Genomic DNA, 17,815 nt, shown 5'->3' with positions numbered 1-17,815 from the left:
TGGGAGGGTGTCTGGGAGGGTGTCCCCGCCGGCCGGGCCTGACCCGACTTTGAACTGGCTCCGTGCCCTCATGTGGACCCGTCGGCCTGGTTGGCGGGGGCACCTCTCGGCACTTGCACGGGCTGGCGTGGTGACCTGATTAGGAGCTCGGGTTCGTCCCTCATCCCCGTTCTGTCCAGCGTTCTCCTCGTGCTCGGGTGGTCGAGCCTTGCCGTCAATGCAGCAGGTAGGAGGCAGCGTGAGCGAGGACCAGGACGTGACCGTCGGGGTCGACACGCACAAGGACGTGCACGTCGCGGCGGTGTTGGACCAAACCGGTCGGGTGTTGGCCACCAGAAGCTTTCCCACGACGATGCGCGGCTACGCGCAGCTCGCCACATGGGCTGAGTCCTTCGGCACGGTTGCCAAGGTCGGTCTGGAAGGCAGCGGCAGTTACGGCGCCGGGTTGCTGCGGTTCCTGACTGACTACGGGCTGACCGTGGTCGAGGTCGACCGTCCGGACCGCTCCACCCGCCGCCGCATCGGCAAGACCGACACCATCGACGCCGAGTCCGCCGCCCGGGCGGTCATCTCCGGCCGAGCCAGCGGCACCCCGAAGACCCGTCACGCCCAGGTCGAGATGATCCGGGCTCTGCGCGTCGCCCGCCGCGGAGCGATGAAGGCTCGCATTCAAGCCGGAGGCCAGGTCGAGGCGCTCATCGTCTCGGCTCCCGAACCCGTGAGACAACTGGTGCGCGGGCTGGCCGGCAAGAAACGCATCCGCGTCTGCGCCGCTCTGAGGCCTGGCACGGTGTCTGATCCGGCGACCGCCACCAAGCTCGCGCTGCGCAGCCTCGCCCGACGCTGGCTCGCCCTGCAGGCCGAGATCGACGACCTCGACAGTCACCTGGCCGCCCTCGTCACCGCCGCCGCCCCGGACCTGGTCGCGCTGCCCGGCGTCGGCGTCGACACCGCCGGGCAACTCCTCGTCACCGCCGGCGACAACCCTCACCGCTTGCACTCCGAAGCGGCTTTCGCCCGGCTCTGCGGCGTCGCCCCCATCCCGGCCAGCTCCGGACGCACCGACCGCCACCGCCTACACCGTGGCGGCGACCGCGAAGCCAACCGCGCCCTCTGGCGCATCACCCTCGTCCGCATGCGCTGCCACCAGCCCACCAAGGACTACGTCACCCGCCGCACCGCAGAGGGCAAGACCAAGACCGAGATCATGCGCTGCCTCAAGCGCTACATCGCCCGAGACGCCTACCGACTGCTCACAGCTGACCACCGAGTCGAGCGTGCCTGAAGCCTCCGCAAGGACGATCATGTCCGAGTGAACTACCTGACCTGGAACGATGTCGCCAAATGGTTCGTGGGCGACTGCTCGGCACTCGAGGCATACGTCCTCGACGCCAACGAGACCGACTGGCAACGGATGATCGACCTCGTGAGAGCCCAGGGATGGCGGTTCGACTACACGGTCGAAGACCACTCCGTGCCACTACCGCAGCAGGTCGCTGAGATCTTCGCCCGCACCTTCGAGGCGACCGTCACCATGCGCATCTGGCCAGCGCCCAACCTGCAGGCCAACACCCACTTCTTCAGCGAAGACGAGGTCGTGTTCCACTTCGACCGCGAAGATCTACAGGGCCAGCACCAACTGGACCTCCTGCGCTGCTTCATGCGCAGCCTCGGACGCCACCTCGGAAAGCCAGTGCGCCTCACACCGGAGGACAACCCACAGCACCCCTTGATCATCTACTCACCCACGGACGATCGGATCACCCTGACCGCTTGACGGAAATAGGAGCGTCCCGGCCGCGACAGCCCTTCGGAGCTCATTCAGCTCCTGAACGTGCAGGCGGACCTCCTCCGCAGTGTTGCGACAGGCGGTCCGACGGTCACGACCGTAAACAACGAGTACCGACGAGCCGAACAGTCCTCAACGCCGGCCTCAGGCGCCTCGGTATCGCGCTGCCGTTTCCTTGGCAGGACTTGTAGGGCTGGCACGGAGCGTGGAAGGAGGTCAGCGGAACCTACGCGGGCCGGCGCAAGTAGCGATCTCGCAGCGCCGGTTCATGAGCAACTGGAGCGGCTGGCAGCCGGCCGCGCAGCATCAGACCCTTGGGCCGCCAGCCCCGAGCTGGCCGGACTTGGAGCAACGCCTCGCCGGGCTACAGGCCGAGTTGGCGGCAGCGACGGCGCTAGACGACCTACAGGACGTCGGACGTCGTGCTCGGGAGCTACTGATCGACCTTGCAACACTCGTATATAAGGACGATCTGCTCCCACAGAACGAGCCGGAGCAGCGGAAGGGCGCGGACGCGAAGGCTCGTCTCTCGTTTGCGGCGCGTACCCTCATGCCAGGCAGCAGCCACGAACGATGGCGGACATTTATTCGTGCGGCATGGGACTTGGCCAGCACGATCACACATTCGAGCAGCATCAATCGAGCCGATGCCTTCGCCGCCGTGCAGGCGACAGTTCTCCTCGTCCGATGCTTCGAGCGGACCGTCATCGAAGCCGGGGTTGCTTGACTTCCGCGCTGTCGGCAGCCGTCTCGCCAGTGGCCCGGCCTGACCCGCGCTGCCAGGGGTCTCTCTCCTATGAAGGGTGTCAGGGCCGTAGGCTTCCTGGTCATCACGGCCTCCGCACGACGGCCGCCTCTTAGCGCACTGGAGGGGATCACTTGCCAGCGTGGATAATCCGTGCCGGACGTGCTGGTGAGCGCGATCGTTGGTGCCTGGCCAACGGCTATGCTGGCGGCGGCTTTCACGAGGTGGCGGACCTTACCTCCACGACGACCCGCGAGGCTGTTCGTACCGAGGTCGAGCGGGGTTTCCCCAGTGCCAAGCCAGCGAGGCAGATCAACTTCACCGGACAGCTCCATGCCCTGCGAAACCGAATCGCGATCGGAGACGTTGTTGCACTGCCCCTCAAGACGACGGGCCAGATCGCCTTGGGTTGTGTGGCCGGTGGCTACGAGTACCTTGCCGGTGAAGCGGACCCTACCCGGCGGCACGTCGTGCGCGTGGACTGGAAGCGCACCGATGTCCCTCGCAACGCCATACGTCAAGACCTGCTCTACTCCCTCGGGGCCTTCCTGACGATCTGCGAGATATCGCGCAACGACGGGGGGTGGCGGCTGGCACAGGTACTCAAGACGGGCATCGATCCTGGCGCGCGCCCCGGTCCCGGCACTAGCCCCACCACGCTGAGGGAGCAGGACCCGTCGGACCAGACCGCCGAGGCGATCGATCTCGCTCAGGCTGCGTGGGATCGAATCAGGACGTTTGTCGGGGAGAAGTACGCAGGCCATGCCCTAGCCCGCCTGGTCGCCGCGATCCTGACAGCGGAGGGGTACATGTGCGAGGTGGCATCGGAAGGCCCCGATGGCGGTGTGGACATCGTGGCCGGCCGAGGGGCCTTAGGGCTCGATCCCCCGAAAATCGTCGTACAGGTCAAGTCGCAGACAACACAGGTCGGCGTCGAGGTGGTAAACCAGTTGCTCGGAGGACGCGCCCGGCTGCACGCGGACCAGGCGCTGCTCGTCGCCTGGGGCGGGATCACTAAGCCCGCCCGAGCTCAAGCCGAAAGTCAGCGATTCATACTCCGCGTCTGGGACGCAGAGGCCCTGCTGTCGGCGATGCTGCGGGTGTACGCACACCTTCCCGAGGAGATCCATAGCGAGATCCCTCTCAAGCAGACGTGGGTCCTTGTTGAACAAGCGGGCGAGGACTAGGGGTGCCTTGAGCTCTACGTCGCGTAGCCAGCAGCCGGCGTGTGACCGGCCTGGCGACCGCGGGCATGGCGAGGGCGAAGTGTCGGATCTTGGACCACCGCGCAGGACTCCGAATTGGCATACTCGTGCCAACGCCCCTCGACATCCCCGTCCCGTACCTACTTACGCTCCTTCGACCAGAAGGTTCTCGGGCGGCTCGCATCAGCGCCTTCGGCAGCGGTGGATATCGTCGGCAGTCCCAGCAAAACACGGGAGAGCTTGAGTGCCGAACATCTTCGACAACATCACCGATGAGAGTCGACTTGGTCCCGCACTACAGGGCGATCTCAGCAACTTCGATTCTGTCGATGTCGCGACCGGTTACCTCGATCTACGCGGCTGGACAGGGTTCGCCGACATCGTTGACGCCAAGTCCCAAGTGGGCCGCGAGGCACCGATCGTTCGGGTGCTCGTCGGGATGGTGATGCCCTCCGACGCGGCGGCGATGCTCAACGTCCTACAGGAGGAAGTGCAGCCGCCGGCCTACGGGGCGAACATCAACAGTCTCGAGAAGGCACTGGCGGCGAGGGACCAGCTGGTGCGACACCTGTGCACGCAGCTGATGCGTGGTGTTCCGAACAGAACGCAGCAGCGCACGCTGCAACAACTGCGCTCGCAACTAGCGTCTGGGGCTGTCGAAATGAAGGTCTTCACCGACGCTCCGCTCCACGGGAAGACCTACATCTTCCACGCGCCCGGGAACCCGTTCCTTTCCAGGCGCGGATATGTCGGTTCCTCGAACCTTACCGCCGCTGGGTTCTACAAGAATCTTGAGCTGAACATTGACGTCGTTGACCAACAAGCCACCGAGCTGCTGGCCACCTGGTTCGACGGCCGGTGGAACGCCCGGTTCTCGCTGAAGATCACTGCCGAGATCATTGACCTCATCGAGGACTCATGGGCATCAGAGCAGCAGCCGACACCCTACGAGGTCTATCTGAAGGTGTGCCATAGCCTCTCAGAGGACGCTCGCGAGGGCATGGGCTATGTGCTGCCGCCCTCGATGCAGAACCTGCTCCTGGACTACCAGGAGACTGCGGTCCGTACGCTCGCTCGACGCATCGTGCGCCGGGGCGGGACAATGCTCGGCGACGTGGTAGGTCTTGGCAAGACGCTTACTGCGATCGCGACCGCGCTGATGCTCGAGGCGGCCGAGGACTACAGCACCCTCGTGCTGTGCCCGAAGAACCTCGAGCGGATGTGGGAGGAGCACATCGAGCGGTACGAACTCACTGGCGCCCGGGTGATCCCCTATTCGGTGGCCGACAAGAAGCTCCCCGAACTCAAGAGGTTCCATCTGGTCATCTGCGATGAGTCGCACAACCTGCGCAACAACACTACGAAGGCCTCGGAGGCCATCAGGGAGTATGTGCGGCGCAACGGCTCGAAGGTGCTGCTGCTGACGGCGACGCCATATAACCTTGCTTTCGCCGACGTGGCTAACCAGCTCGGCCTGTACATCGACGACGATGAAGATCTTGGGATTCAGCCCACGGTCGCGATGGACAAGGATCCCGCCTTGGCCGACAGGGTCGACGGCAAGGTCACCACATTGGCGGCGTTCCGGCGATCGGAGGAGCCCGAGGACTGGAAACGGCTCATGTCCGATCACCTGGTACGCCGCACCCGGTCCTTCGTGAAACGGACCGCGAAGAAGGAGCGGGTTATCCTTCCCGACGGCGCAGTGGCGGAGTTGGAGTACCTGCAGTTTGCCAACGGGCAGCGGTTCCACTTCCCCAATCGAATCGCCAAACCGCTGAGCCACGCGTTTTCGGCTGACGACCCGGCGCGGCTGATGGAGGAAGATGACACCCTGGATGCGCTCCGGGATCTTACGCTTCCGCGATACCGGCTCGCCGACTACGACGACCCGCGTGCGCCGCATTCGGATCAGGACGTTAAGATCCTAACCGACATCCGATCGGGCCGCGGCAATGTCAGTGGGTTTGTCCGCGTCGGCCTATTCAAGCGCCTGTCGTCGTCGGGGCACTCGTTCATTCTCAGTCTGCAGCGGCAGCGGGCCCGCAACGAGCTCTTCGTCTACGCCATTGACCAAGGCCTCGACGTGCCGCTGGGCAGCTTTAGTGACCATCAGTTCATGGTCAGCGACCGCGCGCTCGATGACGAAACCGACCTGCATGGCAGCATGGAGACCCGCTACAACGAGCTCCAGCGCAAGCTGCCTGCTTCGACGAAGTGGCTGAGCACGACGATCTTCAAGCAGAAGCTGCGCAAGGATCTTGAGCGGGACAACCGAATCCTTACCCGGCTACTAGAAAAGTTTGGGACGTGGGACTCGAGCAAGGACTCCAAGGTCAACGCCTTGGTCGACCTGCTCCGAGCCCACCACCCCGGTGAGAAGGTCCTGGTTTTTACCGAGTACGTCGACACCGCCGAGTACGTCGCCAAAGCCCTGCGCGAGGCAGGCGTCGACAATGTCGGGCTCGCGTCGGGTGAGACCGGCGATGCCGCCGGAGTCGCCCGCCGGTTCTCCCCGGATAGCAACCGCCTCCCCGGCGAGGCCGAGGCGCACGCCGAGATCCAGAACCCCATCGACGTGCTGGTGGCCACCGACGTCCTCTCTGAGGGTCAGAATCTGCAGGACTCGCACATCGTCGTGAACTACGACCTGCCGTGGGCGATCATCAGGATCATCCAGCGCGCCGGCCGTGTCGATCGGGTTGGGCAGAAGGCCAAAGAGGTCTTCATCTACCTGATCACCCACGAGAAGGTCGAGCAGGCTATCCGGCTGCGGCAACGGATCCGGCAGCGTTTGGTCGACAATGCTGCCGCCTTCGGCTCCGACGAGCGGTTCTTCGGAGGCGAGGACGAGATCAACATCCTCGATGACCTCTACAAGGGTAACGTTCCCGGCGAAGACGAGATCGACGCTACCGAGGGCGAGGCCGATGCGGCGAGCGAGGCGTGGCTGGTCTGGTCGCGCATCAAGGACGACAAGCCTGAGCTGGCACGCAAGATCGCCCGCATGCAGGACATGGTCCACAGCACGAGAGGCCCCTATGATCATGAGACCCGCAGCGGCGTCACCTGCTATGCCAGCACGACTTCGGGCGTTGACGCCTTCGCGACTTCCTACCACGATCGGTACGGGAACCTCGTTGAGCGGCTCCTTACACCACTAGAGGCGCTGCACATCTTCCGTGCCCAGGAGTCCACGCCTACCTTGGAGCTGCGGGCGGATCACTTCGAGCGAGAGGCGCGCCTAGTGCGGGACAAGCTGACCAACGAGGTGATCGCCGCCGGCAATCTCAAAGGCATCCGCAAGTGGGCGGTCGAGCGGCTCGGTGGAACGATCTACGGGGCGGACGCGAGCGATGCGCTGGCCGTGATGATGGATCGGCCGCTCACACAGCATGCAAGCAGCCGGCTGAGGCAGGCGCGGCGCACCAAGTACGGCGACCAAGACCTCGCCGACCTTGTCAAGCAGTTGCACGAGGAAGATCGCCTGGTGATCGGCACGAGCGAAAGGGACGAGATCAACATCGTGTGCTCCATTGGGGTGACGGATCGATGATTGACGGCCTCGTTGCTCGGTCCGAGAGGCGCGACTACGGTGAGATGTTCCGGTTTGATCTGAACTGGGGTGCCCCTGACCATCCGCCGATCGAGCTCAAACTCGAAGACGGTTCAACAATCACCGCGACCAACGTTTCTTCTTACAGGGGCCTGCGGGTATTTGAGGTTCCGACCATTCCCGGCTCGGCTCTCGAGGCGCGGATGGACCAGCTCATCGCGAAAACCACGACTAATCGGCTGGTTATTTTTCATGAACCCGACCGGCAGGCATGGCGATGGCCGTCCCGCAGCAATAAGGGTTCTGGTGTCGTCTCCCGACCCGCCCGCCACTTGCACCGAACGGGAACCAACGACCCGGCATTCGCGGCCAAACTCGAGGCTATCCGCCTTCCCCATGACGCGTTGCTCGATGTGAACGCCGTATTGGCGAAAGTCCGCGGTGCGTTCGACGTAGAGAGCACAAACGAGACAAAGCGGGCCTCCAAGCTTATGGCGCGGATGTACGCAGCGTTGGAAAAGGCTTACCCTGCCAGCTACGAGCCCAAAAAGCGGGACCACGAGATCTCCGTGACTCTGGCGCGGGTGCTGTTCCTACTCTTCGGTGACGACACGCAGATGTGGGCATCAGACCTGTTCCAGGATTTCATCAAGGACCACACCGCCCGAGACGGTTCTGACATCGCTCAGCGGCTCAACGACTTGTTTCGGAATCTCGACACCCCTATCGGCAGCAGCCGAGCAGGGATGCCTGCGGACCTGGCGACGTACCCATATGTCAACGGCAGCATCTTTAAGGAGGAGATCGCGCTGCCTGCGCTGGATCACGAGTTCCGTGCAGCGGTGCTCGACGCAGCCGTGGTGGACTGGACGACCATCAGCCCGGCAATCCTCGGGTCTATGTTTCAGTCTGTCCGCGACGCCCAAACCCGCCGTGAACTCGGCGAGCATTACACGTCGGAGGAGAACATCCTCAAGACGCTTAATCCACTCTTCCTCGACGAGTTGCGCAGCGAGTTCGCACACATCCAGACGCTCCGGCGGGGTCGCGTGCAGCGGCTCCATGCCCTGTGGAGGCGTCTGGGTGATATCCGGTATATGGACCCGGCGTGCGGCTGCGGCAACTTCATCATTGTGGCCTACCGGGAGCTCCGCGAAATCGAGCTGCAGATCATGGAGGCGCTCGCCGACCTCCAGCATGGCGAGGGAAGCCAGGCGCTTGAGGTCGACTGGACTAGCCTTTTGCGGGTCACCCTCGACCACTTCTATGGCATCGAGATCGACGAGTGGCCAGCCCGTATCGCGGAGACAGCGATGTTCCTGGTGGACCGCCAGTGCGACCTGCGCATGCAGGAGCGATTCGGTGTGGCGCCGGACCGGCTACCCATCCGGCGCCAGGCCCACATCATGGTGGGAAGCGCGCTCAAGCTCGATTGGCGCGAGATACTACCGCCGACCGAGAACGTGATCATCGCAGGTAACCCACCGTTCCTGGGAATCGCGTTGCGCTCAGCCGCACAAACCGCGGAGCTGCAGGCGGCGTGGGGCGGGAACTACCACGGCACACTCGACTACGTCACCGGCTGGCACGCCTGTGCGCTCCGCTACTTCGGTGAGGTCGATGGCCGTTGGGCGTTCGTGACGACTAACTCGATTACCCAGGGGGAAGCGGTTGCCCCGCTGTTCCGCCCTATCCTTAATCAGGGGTGGCAGATCAAGTTCGCGCACCGCACCTTCAAATGGACCTCGGAGGCTTCAGGGCAAGCCGTAGTTCACTGCGTCATTGTCGGTTACCAGCGACAGCCAGCTGTGAAGCGGCTCTTCGACTACGCAAGCGTTGACAGTGCGCCAGTCGAGGTGCTAGGCGTCAAGAACATCAGCCCCTACCTCACGGCCGGTCCCTCAGTGATCGTTGACCCTGCCGCCCGGCCTCTCAGCCCTCAGATGGGAGAGGTCGCCTATGGAAACAAGCCTACTGACGGGGGATGGCTGGTCGTAGAGCCCGAGGATCGCGACGAGGTCCTCCTGGATCCCATAGCCGCAAAGTACCTGCGGCCGTATATTGGCGCCCGCGAGCTGCTGCACGGCGGTGAACGCTACTGCCTGTGGCTCGTTGATGTAGACCCTGCGGACCTTCGGAAGAGTCCCGTGCTCCGCACTCGGGTCGCAGCTGTTCGCCGATTCCGAAGCGAGAGCAAGGCGGAATCTACGCGACAGGCCGCCAACACGCCTCACCTGTTCAGGCAGCTGGCGCAACCCGACACCGCCTACCTCTGCATCCCAGCCCACGTGTCAGAGAACCGGCCCTACTTCCTGGCAGCCCGGTACTCGCCGGACGTCATTACAAGCAACGCGAACTTCCTAAGCGAGGACTCAGACGGGCTGGTATTCGCCGTGATCTCGTCGTCAATGTTTATGACGTGGCAACGGACCGTAGGCGGACGCATTAAGTCGGACTTGCGCTTCAACAAGCTCCTCTCGTGGAACACCTTCCCGTTGCCCGATCTCTCGCCAGCCAGCAAGGCCGCCATCGCAGATGGAGGTGCTGCAGTGCTCGCGGCGCGCGAGAAGCAAGGTGGCACGCCGCTGGCCAACATGTATCCGCCGACGGGCCTGGCACCGGATCTGCAAGCCGCTCACGACGCCCTGGACCTCGCCGTCGACACGGCTTTCGGCGTTCCTTCGCGCCGGACTCTTACGGAGCTCGACCGCCAGGACATCCTCTTTGAGTGCTACCTCGGGGCGACCGCCAAAGCCACCCGAGCAATCCGGCCGCCATCCCGTGTGCCGTCGACCCGCCCCTCTGGGGAGCGGGCCGCCGCCCGGCCCGCGGCGTCAAGGCGGCCTTGACGCACGTTGGACGCTTGCGGGTTAGGCGGCGGTAGTCTGCTCGGCCTGCCCTGGTTGAGGGCAGGCGGGATGGCCTACCGCAACCACGCCACGTCGAGGTGGGCGGCCCCGTAGCCAAGCCTCGTCTTCTCCGGCGTCGGCCTCTGCGCAGAGAACTACACGTCGAAGCTGCCGGCCTTAATGCTCTGGATGAAGGTTGTCCAATCGTTGTGCGAAAAGGACAGCGTAGGTCCCTGCCGTTGCTTGCTGTCGCGGACCATGACGAGCTTTGCAGGCGCGGCGACCTCGACGCAGTTGCCGCTTGAGCCGGACCTGGTGCTCGTGCGCCAGACAGCGCGAGACAGGTCCATGGCTTCCGTCCTCCTACGTAACTAGCTCAGCAGCAATCGCACGCAGCGTATCTCGCGTGGGCTTCGGCGCCAGTGCCTGGGCTTGGAGTTGCTCATGCGCTGCGGCGTATGCCGCGATTTCCGACGGCCGGTCTAAGGGACGTCTCGTAACTCGGTGAAGGCGTTGCCCGTGACCGGGTTGGCGCTCACCCGGCGAGGACGATGTTGTGGAGACGGGCGATGCCGGAAGCGGTATCGATCAAGGTGTGGGCGGCTCGGCGGTAGTCCCGCAGGATGTTCCAGCACTTCATCCTGGCCAGGGCGTGTTCGACCCCGGCGCGGACGGTGCGGTGCTGGGTGTTGAGCTCTTCCTTCCAGGCCGGCAGTTCGCTGCCGTCGGAGGGCTTGCGGTACGGGATGATCACTTCCGGGTTGCCGCGGTAGGCGCCGTCGGCCATCACAGGCCGGCCCGCGAGCTTCTGGTCGATGCCTGAGGTGCGGTAGACGATGGTGTCGTTGCGGTTTCCCGGCTGCGGGTCGCCTACGGCGATGACGAGACGTGTGCTGGCGTCGATGGCGACCTGCAGGTTGGTCGAGTAGCGGTAGTTCTTGCTCCGGGCGGCAAGGCGGTGGTCCCGGGTGGGGATCAGGCTGCCGTCGACGATGGCGATCTGGTCGACCGGACGCCGACGCACGGGGGCGAGGGCCAGCAGCGGGCCGAGGGAGTCGATGACCCGGTGCGCGGCGGAGTGCGAGACCCCGAACAGCGGGCCGATCTGGCGCATGGTCAGGTTCGTGCGCCAGTACACGGCCACCAACAGCACGCGGTCCGGCAGGTCGAGGGCCCACTGCCGGCCCGGCCGACCGTCAGCGATCGTGTCCCCGCCTCGCTCGGCGACCAGGCGGACCAGCCTGCGGAACTGAGCCGGCTGCAGCCCGGTGAACGGGAAGATCCACTCGGCGCGCGCTGCGGAGATCACCTGCACCCAGGCATCATCGATGATCGTCCTCAACAGACAGACATCGGGGTTACGAGACGTCCCTTAGGTACAGCGCGCCGGTCAGCGTGTCGACGTAGACCATCCGCTCCTCGGCGGCGTCGGGGTAGGGCTCGGGAATCGGCGGGAAGTCGAGGATCACGAAGCTCCCGTCGAAGCCGACGCCGGCGGAGTAGGGAAGGAGCTGGATCTGGACGTTGCTCTTGGTCGAGTCCTCGATCAACCGGTTGAGTTGCCTGTGCAGCACCTCGGGTCCGCCGACCATCCGCCGGGCTGCTCCCTCGTCGATGACCACGCGCAGCAGCGGCGGATCGTCACCTGACAGGATGGCCTGCCGCTCCATCCGCAGCGCGACTTGGCGCTCTACCTCGTCGTCGCGCATCGGGACCGGCGCGCCTTCGAACGCGGCCCGTGCGTACTCCTCGGTCTGCAGCAGACCGGGCACCATCTGGCATTCGTAGGTGCGGATGACCGACGCCTCGGACTCCATGCCGACGTAGGCGGCGAACCAGTCCGGCAAGACGTCGCTATACCGCTGCCACCAACCGCGCTGCTTCGCCTGGCGCGCTACCGCGATAACGGCTTCCGCTTGGTCACCTTCCACCCCGTACAGAGCCAGTAGCGCCCGCACGTCGTTGGGATGGGGCCGTACCTCTGCCGTCTCGATACGACTGAGCCAGCTCGCATCGTGGTCCACCCGCCTGGCTGCTTCGGCCGAGGTGATGCCAGCCCTGTCACGGAGCTGCCGCAGGGTCAGCGCCAGTCGTCGGCGTCTGACGGTAGGGCTTTGGCGTTGAGGCACGTGGTCATCTTGCCATGCGGGACACCTGACTTCCGTTCGCAGACACGCGGAACGCACGACGGCAATCCGCATATTGCGGATCGCTGTCATGCGTGGCAACGTGTTTGCCGGGCGTGGTGGTCGGATGACCGAGCGTGGCCCGGCTGCCATGCCCCCATATGCGAGAGGGGTCTCGGTGGGCAGGAAGGTCTCCTACGACCAGTATTTGATCGCAGTGGCCCTGACCTTGGCGCGTCGACATCGGCCGGTGTCGTCATGGAGGAGAGCCCGGAGGATTTGTCGCTGCGGGGGCGAGCTGCCGTGCCGATCGAGACACCGCATCCCCATCAGCCGCTGGCATTGGCCAGGGGAGGCGGGATGACATCTCACGCGCCTGTTCTGCCTATTTGGAGTTGCGGCGGGTGCGGTGCCCCTTGGCCGTGCCGCACTCGGAGGCAGGAGCTGCAGGCCGAGTACGAAGAAGCGCCCATATCCCTAGCGCTATACATGGGGTCGTGCCTGGTGGCCGCGAGCCAGGACATGGGTTGGGCGCCGGCCGGGCTTCTCCATCGCCGGTTCCTCGGGTGGGTGCGGTGACCGCACCCCGCTCCGGTGATCTTCTCTACGTGACCCGGTCGGCCAGCGTGCAGTTCACCAACCCGATCGTCTTCAGGGTGATCCGGGTGCTCGGCTGGCGGACGTACGACGGGTGGCTCTGGCTCGAGGGCTACCAACTCAACAACAAGGGCGATGCCACCGCTCGACGGACCATCTTCGTGCAGCAGGCCGGACTGCAATCCGGTGAAATCCGAGCGCCGGTGAAGCAGTGACGTCCTAGGGCGACAGCGGGTGAGGGAACGACCAGGGCTTGAGGTCGAAGGAAACACCATAGTCCGCGAACTAGGTTCGACCACTCTCCGCGACCTGGGGAAACGCACATACCCGGCGAGCGCGGACGCGCACGCGCGGTGACGGCCGAGGCTACGGTTGGGGGTGGGTTCAACTCTTCCGTTCATGCAGTCTCTGGTCGCGGCGCCTGGTACTGCACTGATGCCGGCGGAAGGCTCAACGGTGCTTGGCGGGCACCTGATTTAGCTGGCACCGCTCCTCAATCAGTTAGGCGCATCCATACGATTGTTCCCGGCCAACAGGGCTGCGGTCCCAGCTTTCGTATTGGCTTCTGAACTCGCTCTGCGGAGTTTGTAGAACAGGTTCGGTACGCGGGGTCCGTCGCGGCGAAGGAGGAAGGCAGCGTCCTGGACCTCTCGGCAGTTGCTGATCGCGAGCGTACCGGGCTGGGTGGTGTATGCGTGCCAGAGGTCGTCAATCTTGTGCTCGGCTTGTTGCCGTGCGTTGGCGTGTTGCCAGTGCTGTCGGGCGAGTTCGATGGTGTCGAGGAACGCCGGAGCGCTGGGGAGAAAGATCTTGATCAGATAGTCGGCGAGGCTCAGGTCTCGCACCAGCGCGATGACGAGTCCGATGATGAACCAGATAACGCCGGTGGTCAGGATAGTGGCGCTGTAGGCGCGGTGTTCCTGGCGGCTCCACACCATGCTTTGGCGTTGGCAGAGCAGTACGTCGGCCGGCCAGGGTGTGGTGCCGAGGTCGACGCTGTACCAGTTGCGGTATTTGCTGTCGTCGGAGACGTGGCGGGCGGAGGCGGCCACGTCTTCGGGGGCAGGTTTGCGGCCGGCGAGGGCGGTGTTCCACGGTAGATGGAAGAGGTCGGTGTCGTAGAGTTCCTGGACTCGGGCGGCGTGCTGGGTGGCTCGTTGTTCCATCCCGGTTAGCAGGGTGCGGCCGAGGACGAGCCATCCGGCGCTGATGGCGGCGACCAGGTCCGTGGTGGCCGGGATGAACAAGGAGATGAACGGTCCGACCGCGGCGAGAGCGAACGTGCCGAGGGCGCGGGCGCGCCGCCAGCGGTGGGCGATCTGGTAGTCGTGGCTGTAGGCGAGTAGCCGGTTGAGGTGCTGTGGTTCGTCCTGGCGCTGGGTGATGCGGGCCGAGTCTCCTTCGGGCACGGGCCGGTCCGTGGGTGTGCTCGTCACGAGAGCGGGAACAGCGGGCCGAACAGGGCGCGCCACGCGGTCAGGGCTTCGCCGGTGCGTCCGGTTCGGTCGAGGTTGATCGCGTTGGTGCAGGCGGCCTCGGCCGCGCGGAGCGCCTTGCGGGCGGCGTCCATCTTCGCCGGGTCGTTGTCCACCACATCGGAGACGTCGGGTCCGATGTGGGCGGGGTCCGTCCAGCCCTCATCGATGCGGTTGGCGGCGCTGGCGAAGAACTGTCGTAGCTCTCGGGGGTGGCTGCCGGTCCACCGGCCGGTGATCAGTTCCAGAGCCATCACCTCGATGAGGAAGGACGGCTCGACCGGGTGCCCGGCGACCTGGTTCCACTTTTTGATCATCTTGACCAGTGGTTTCCACTGCTCCGCGAAGCCCTTGTTGGCCTCCCGTGCCGCGTCGTAGTGCAGTTCGGGGTTGGTGTGTACCCACTCGCCGGTGACGTCGTCGGGGATCAGGTAGTGGTCGTCGTTGACGAAGGCGGGTACGACGTCGAAGGACACGACCTCCTCGGCGTCACTGACGTCGTCGACGATGCGGATCCCGAAGTCCACCCGGACGGCGCGTCGGTCGCAGCAGACGCGGTCTTCGCCGTAGTAGGGGACCAGGGCAGCCCGTACGACTTCGAGGATGTCGTGCGGGTGCCGGTCGAGGTACTCGGTGTTACCCAGCACGATCATGATGTCGACGTCGCGCAGCGGTTTGGTCTTCGTGTGCCGCCGGTAGGCGCCGGTGAGGAAGTCCCTGACGATGTCGAGGGTGTGGTCGGCGTCGAGCTGCTCCCGGATTCGCTTCTGCCGGGCACTCGCGGACGCGTCCTCGGTGGCGGTGGTCTCCAGGTTGGTGCGGAACTTGTAGAACGCCTCGTTGACGCTGATCATCCGTTGCTCCTGGTGTAGTAGTGCAGGCCAGCGCCGAGGCTGCCGCCGCCGATGGCGGTGCCGACGGAGTGCCGAGTAAACCCGGCGGTCGAGCGGAACGTGGTGGTGGACCAGCCGTCCACCGACGGGTAGCCGGGGGCGGTGTCGGCGATCAGCCGGTAGTTGCAGCGCGACGGGTACGAGCCGTTCTTGAGCACCGTGTAGGAGACCGTATCCGGGTCCAGCCACAACTCGCCGTCACCGTCGCCGTAATAGCTGTAGTCGATGGTGAAGTCGAAACGTCCCACCAGACCGTCGCCAGCGCGCTTGCCCGGGTCGTAGATCTCCAGCACCAGGCCCTTGAGATGCCCGGAGTTGAGCCACGCGGCGATGCCCGCCTCCAGCACCGCCCACTCGCCCGTGATCTTGCTGGTGCTCAGGCCGCTCTCCCGGATGATCTGCTTCATCCCGCGCAGCATGTTCGTCGCGACGTGGGTGGTCGCGTGAGCGTGGGTGTTGACGCGGACGGCAGTGGTCACGATCGCTCCAGTTCCGCGTAGTCGATCACGACACGATCGCTGACGCCCTGCTGCGGCATCGCACTGGCCGTGGCGATGCCCTCGGTGACATCCCGGACCTCGAAATGCGGATAGGGCTGCAACGCGCTACGCACCTCGTCCAGGTCGGTCACGCCGCACGGCAGCGAGATCCGCCAGCCGGACTCGGCCAACGGCCAGGTCGCCAGAGCCGCCGGCTCCTCGCCCTCGACTGCGGCCGCGCCGTGCAGCGTGTAGATCCGCACCCGATCTCCCGCCACCGGCATGACCACGATGGGAGCCTCGCCGGTGTACTCCTCGGCGATCAGCATGGCGACCGTGCTCGTGACCGCCGTCAAGTCAGCGCGAGCGCTGGCACCCGGTGGAGTGAGCAGGTCGATGATCGAGTTCCAGGTCGCGACCGAGGTGCGGACGGGCACGGACGGCACCTGCCGTGATGCGACGCTCATCAGTGGCCGCCTTCCTCGCGCAGCACCGCCAGGAGATCTTGACCGGTGACCCGGTCGGGATTGCCCTGCGCCTCCTGTCGGTACGCGCAGGCGGCAGCGACGGCTTTGCGCAGCCGGCGCCCATCCAGACCGTCGGACTCCTCGGCCGCCGCGTCCAGCAGCGGGGGTTCCAGCAGCTGACGCGCTCCGGGGAAGGCGGCGGCGACCGCCGCAGCGGCGTGCTCGAGGATCTGACGACGCGCGGCGCGGTCCGGCAGCGGCACCTCGACGATCCAATCCGCGCGCGAGGCTAACGCCGGATCGAGCGCGTCACTGAAGTTGGTCGTCGCCACGATCAGCATCTGCGGGTGGCGACGCGCGAGCCGGTCGAGCCCGACAAGGGCCGCATCCACCGCCCGATGCACGTCAACCGGGTTGGCCTCCATCGACAGCGCCGCCCGGTCGGTGAACAGCGTCTCCACCTCATCGAGCAACACGACCATCGGACCCGCGGCGGCATGCTCATTCAGCAGGGTCCCGAACAACTGCTCCACCGCGCGCTGGCTGCGCCCCAACGACGAACTGGCCAGGCTGTGCGGATCGACCTCCACGAACAACCACCCGGCAGCGCTCGGTACGGTACGGGCCACCCGGTCCGCCAGACCCCGCGCGACGGTGGTCTTGCCGACGCCGGGCTTGCCCGTGAGCAGAACGACCCCGTGCAACGGCAGCGCGTCGAACGGCACCGCCGCGCGCAGATGCGCTTCGGCGACCGCCGTCCGCAGCAACCGCTGCTTCATCCCGTCCGGCAACACGATCGCCGACCACGCGGCAGCGAACTCATCGTTCGGCAACAACCGCGCATCGGCCACCCCCGGTGCCGCATCATCCGGCAGCCGCCGGACTTCAGACCCGCGAAGACCGCGCGTCATAGTTCCCCCCAAACCATCACGAGCGCCAGCTGACGCCCCTCCCGCGTCGGCTCGCGCACGAACCCAGCCCGACAAGTAGACGCCGAGCTACTCTTGACGTTGAGGACTCTACGACATGTACCGATCAAGGTACAAGCTGGCGGAGGGGGCCCACGTCGTGTCGTGTCGCCCTCGGCGATGGTCCAACTGGCGGTAGGGATATTTTTAATCTCAACGGTCAGTCCGGTATCGGTGATGGAGGTGTAGGTGAGCGACCCGATCGACATCGAGCTGTTGGGGCGGCTTGTGCGCGCCGAGCGCCTCAAGCGCGGGCGGCTCAGCCTCCGCGCAGCGGCCGAACAGGCCGAAGTGCCGTTCAACACGCTGGCGCGAGTCGAGAAGGGTGACCTTCCCGATCTCGCGAACTTCCGGCGCATCGTGCACTGGCTCGGCCTGCCGCCCGAGCGGTTCTTCCAGCCGCCCCGGATCAGGACCGAGAACACCCCCGAGGTCATCGCCCACCATCTCGCCCGCGACCCGAACCTGACCGACGCGGCCGCCGAGAAGATCGCCGGGCTTGTCCGCGAGCTGTACACCAGCCTCGCCAGCATCCAACGGCCGATACGCGTGCACCTTCGCGCCTCAGCAACGTTCAAGCCAGAAGCCTCGCGCAAGCTCTCCAGCCTGCTTGAACAGATGCAGCAGAAGCTGGAGTCCATGCCGCGAGCAGAACACTAAGCGGAC

The 17,815-nt window shown here is 65.3% G+C and carries 16 protein-coding genes; 8 read left to right on the top strand and 8 right to left on the bottom strand.

Annotated elements, in window-relative coordinates:
* The first annotated feature begins 217 nt into the window (after positions 1-217).
* From Q2K19_RS31550 to Q2K19_RS31525, 6 genes are all read left to right on the top strand, one after another.
* Positions 218-1,285: an IS110 family RNA-guided transposase gene (locus tag Q2K19_RS31550; protein ID WP_446839779.1), complete on the top strand. Its 1,068-nt coding sequence runs from the start codon at positions 218-220 to the stop codon at positions 1,283-1,285.
* Positions 1,286-1,312: 27 nt separating this feature from the next.
* Positions 1,313-1,777: a hypothetical protein gene (locus Q2K19_RS31545; protein WP_302765962.1), complete on the top strand. Its 465-nt coding sequence runs from the start codon at positions 1,313-1,315 to the stop codon at positions 1,775-1,777.
* 280 nt (positions 1,778-2,057) lie between these two features.
* Positions 2,058-2,516 (top strand): hypothetical protein, encoded by a 459-nt coding sequence (locus Q2K19_RS31540; protein WP_302765960.1) that lies wholly within the window; start codon positions 2,058-2,060, stop codon positions 2,514-2,516.
* 242 nt (positions 2,517-2,758) lie between these two features.
* Positions 2,759-3,721, top strand: coding sequence for a restriction endonuclease (locus Q2K19_RS31535; protein ID WP_302765958.1), 963 nt, complete (start codon positions 2,759-2,761; stop codon positions 3,719-3,721).
* A 262-nt stretch (positions 3,722-3,983) separates the two neighbouring features.
* Entirely contained in the window at positions 3,984-7,295 is a 3,312-nt protein-coding gene (locus tag Q2K19_RS31530; protein WP_302765956.1) for a helicase-related protein, read from the top strand.
* Positions 7,292-10,144, top strand: a complete 2,853-nt coding sequence (locus Q2K19_RS31525; protein WP_302765954.1) for a class I SAM-dependent DNA methyltransferase — start codon at positions 7,292-7,294, stop codon at positions 10,142-10,144. The genes Q2K19_RS31530 and Q2K19_RS31525 overlap by 4 nt, the downstream gene beginning before the upstream one ends.
* A 155-nt stretch (positions 10,145-10,299) precedes the next feature.
* Here Q2K19_RS31525 and Q2K19_RS31520 read toward each other — a convergent pair whose 3' ends face one another.
* From Q2K19_RS31520 to Q2K19_RS31510, 3 genes are all read right to left on the bottom strand, one after another.
* Positions 10,300-10,494, bottom strand: a complete 195-nt coding sequence (locus Q2K19_RS31520) for a DUF397 domain-containing protein (RefSeq protein WP_302765953.1) — start codon at positions 10,492-10,494, stop codon at positions 10,300-10,302.
* 185 nt (positions 10,495-10,679) lie between these two features.
* Positions 10,680-11,459, bottom strand: coding sequence for a transposase family protein (locus Q2K19_RS31515; RefSeq protein ID WP_302765922.1), 780 nt, complete (start codon positions 11,457-11,459; stop codon positions 10,680-10,682).
* A gap of 43 nt (positions 11,460-11,502) precedes the next feature.
* Entirely contained in the window at positions 11,503-12,345 is an 843-nt protein-coding gene (locus Q2K19_RS31510) for a helix-turn-helix domain-containing protein (RefSeq protein ID WP_302772858.1), read from the bottom strand.
* Positions 12,346-12,845: 500 nt separating this feature from the next.
* On the opposite strand from Q2K19_RS31510, the gene Q2K19_RS31505 reads away from it, so the two are divergent.
* The gene (locus Q2K19_RS31505; protein ID WP_302765952.1) at positions 12,846-13,082 is read left to right on the top strand and encodes a hypothetical protein; all 237 of its coding nucleotides are present in this window, start codon (positions 12,846-12,848) and stop codon (positions 13,080-13,082) included.
* Between the two features lie 282 nt (positions 13,083-13,364).
* Here Q2K19_RS31505 and Q2K19_RS31500 read toward each other — a convergent pair whose 3' ends face one another.
* Genes Q2K19_RS31500 through Q2K19_RS31480 form a run of 5 tightly spaced genes read right to left on the bottom strand, consistent with a single transcriptional unit; the run spans position 13,365 to position 17,092 of the window.
* Positions 13,365-14,276: an S-4TM family putative pore-forming effector gene (locus Q2K19_RS31500; RefSeq protein ID WP_302765950.1), complete on the bottom strand. Its 912-nt coding sequence runs from the start codon at positions 14,274-14,276 to the stop codon at positions 13,365-13,367.
* A 23-nt stretch (positions 14,277-14,299) separates the two neighbouring features.
* Positions 14,300-15,196: a CBASS oligonucleotide cyclase gene (locus Q2K19_RS31495; RefSeq protein WP_302765949.1), complete on the bottom strand. Its 897-nt coding sequence runs from the start codon at positions 15,194-15,196 to the stop codon at positions 14,300-14,302.
* A complete protein-coding gene (locus Q2K19_RS31490; protein WP_302765947.1) occupies positions 15,193-15,714 on the bottom strand; it encodes a hypothetical protein in 522 nt (173 codons plus the stop codon). Before Q2K19_RS31490 ends, Q2K19_RS31495 begins: the two co-directional genes overlap by 4 nt.
* Positions 15,711-16,181 (bottom strand): hypothetical protein, encoded by a 471-nt coding sequence (locus tag Q2K19_RS31485; protein WP_302765945.1) that lies wholly within the window; start codon positions 16,179-16,181, stop codon positions 15,711-15,713. The genes Q2K19_RS31490 and Q2K19_RS31485 overlap by 4 nt, the downstream gene beginning before the upstream one ends.
* The gene (locus Q2K19_RS31480; RefSeq protein ID WP_302765944.1) at positions 16,181-17,092 is read right to left on the bottom strand and encodes an AAA family ATPase; all 912 of its coding nucleotides are present in this window, start codon (positions 17,090-17,092) and stop codon (positions 16,181-16,183) included. The genes Q2K19_RS31485 and Q2K19_RS31480 overlap by 1 nt, the downstream gene beginning before the upstream one ends.
* Before the next feature lie 246 nt (positions 17,093-17,338).
* Between Q2K19_RS31480 and Q2K19_RS31475 the strand changes: the two genes are divergently transcribed.
* Positions 17,339-17,809 carry a RodZ family helix-turn-helix domain-containing protein gene (locus Q2K19_RS31475; protein ID WP_302765943.1) on the top strand — a complete coding sequence of 157 codons (471 nt, stop codon included), beginning with the start codon at positions 17,339-17,341 and terminating at the stop codon, positions 17,807-17,809.
* The last annotated feature ends 6 nt before the right edge of the window (positions 17,810-17,815 follow it).

Source organism: Micromonospora sp. NBRC 110009 (genome assembly GCF_030518795.1).
Lineage (GTDB): Bacteria > Actinomycetota > Actinomycetes > Mycobacteriales > Micromonosporaceae > Micromonospora.
The sequence above is the reverse complement of the archived record's forward strand: the minus strand, read 5'-3'. Positions and strand labels throughout refer to the sequence as shown.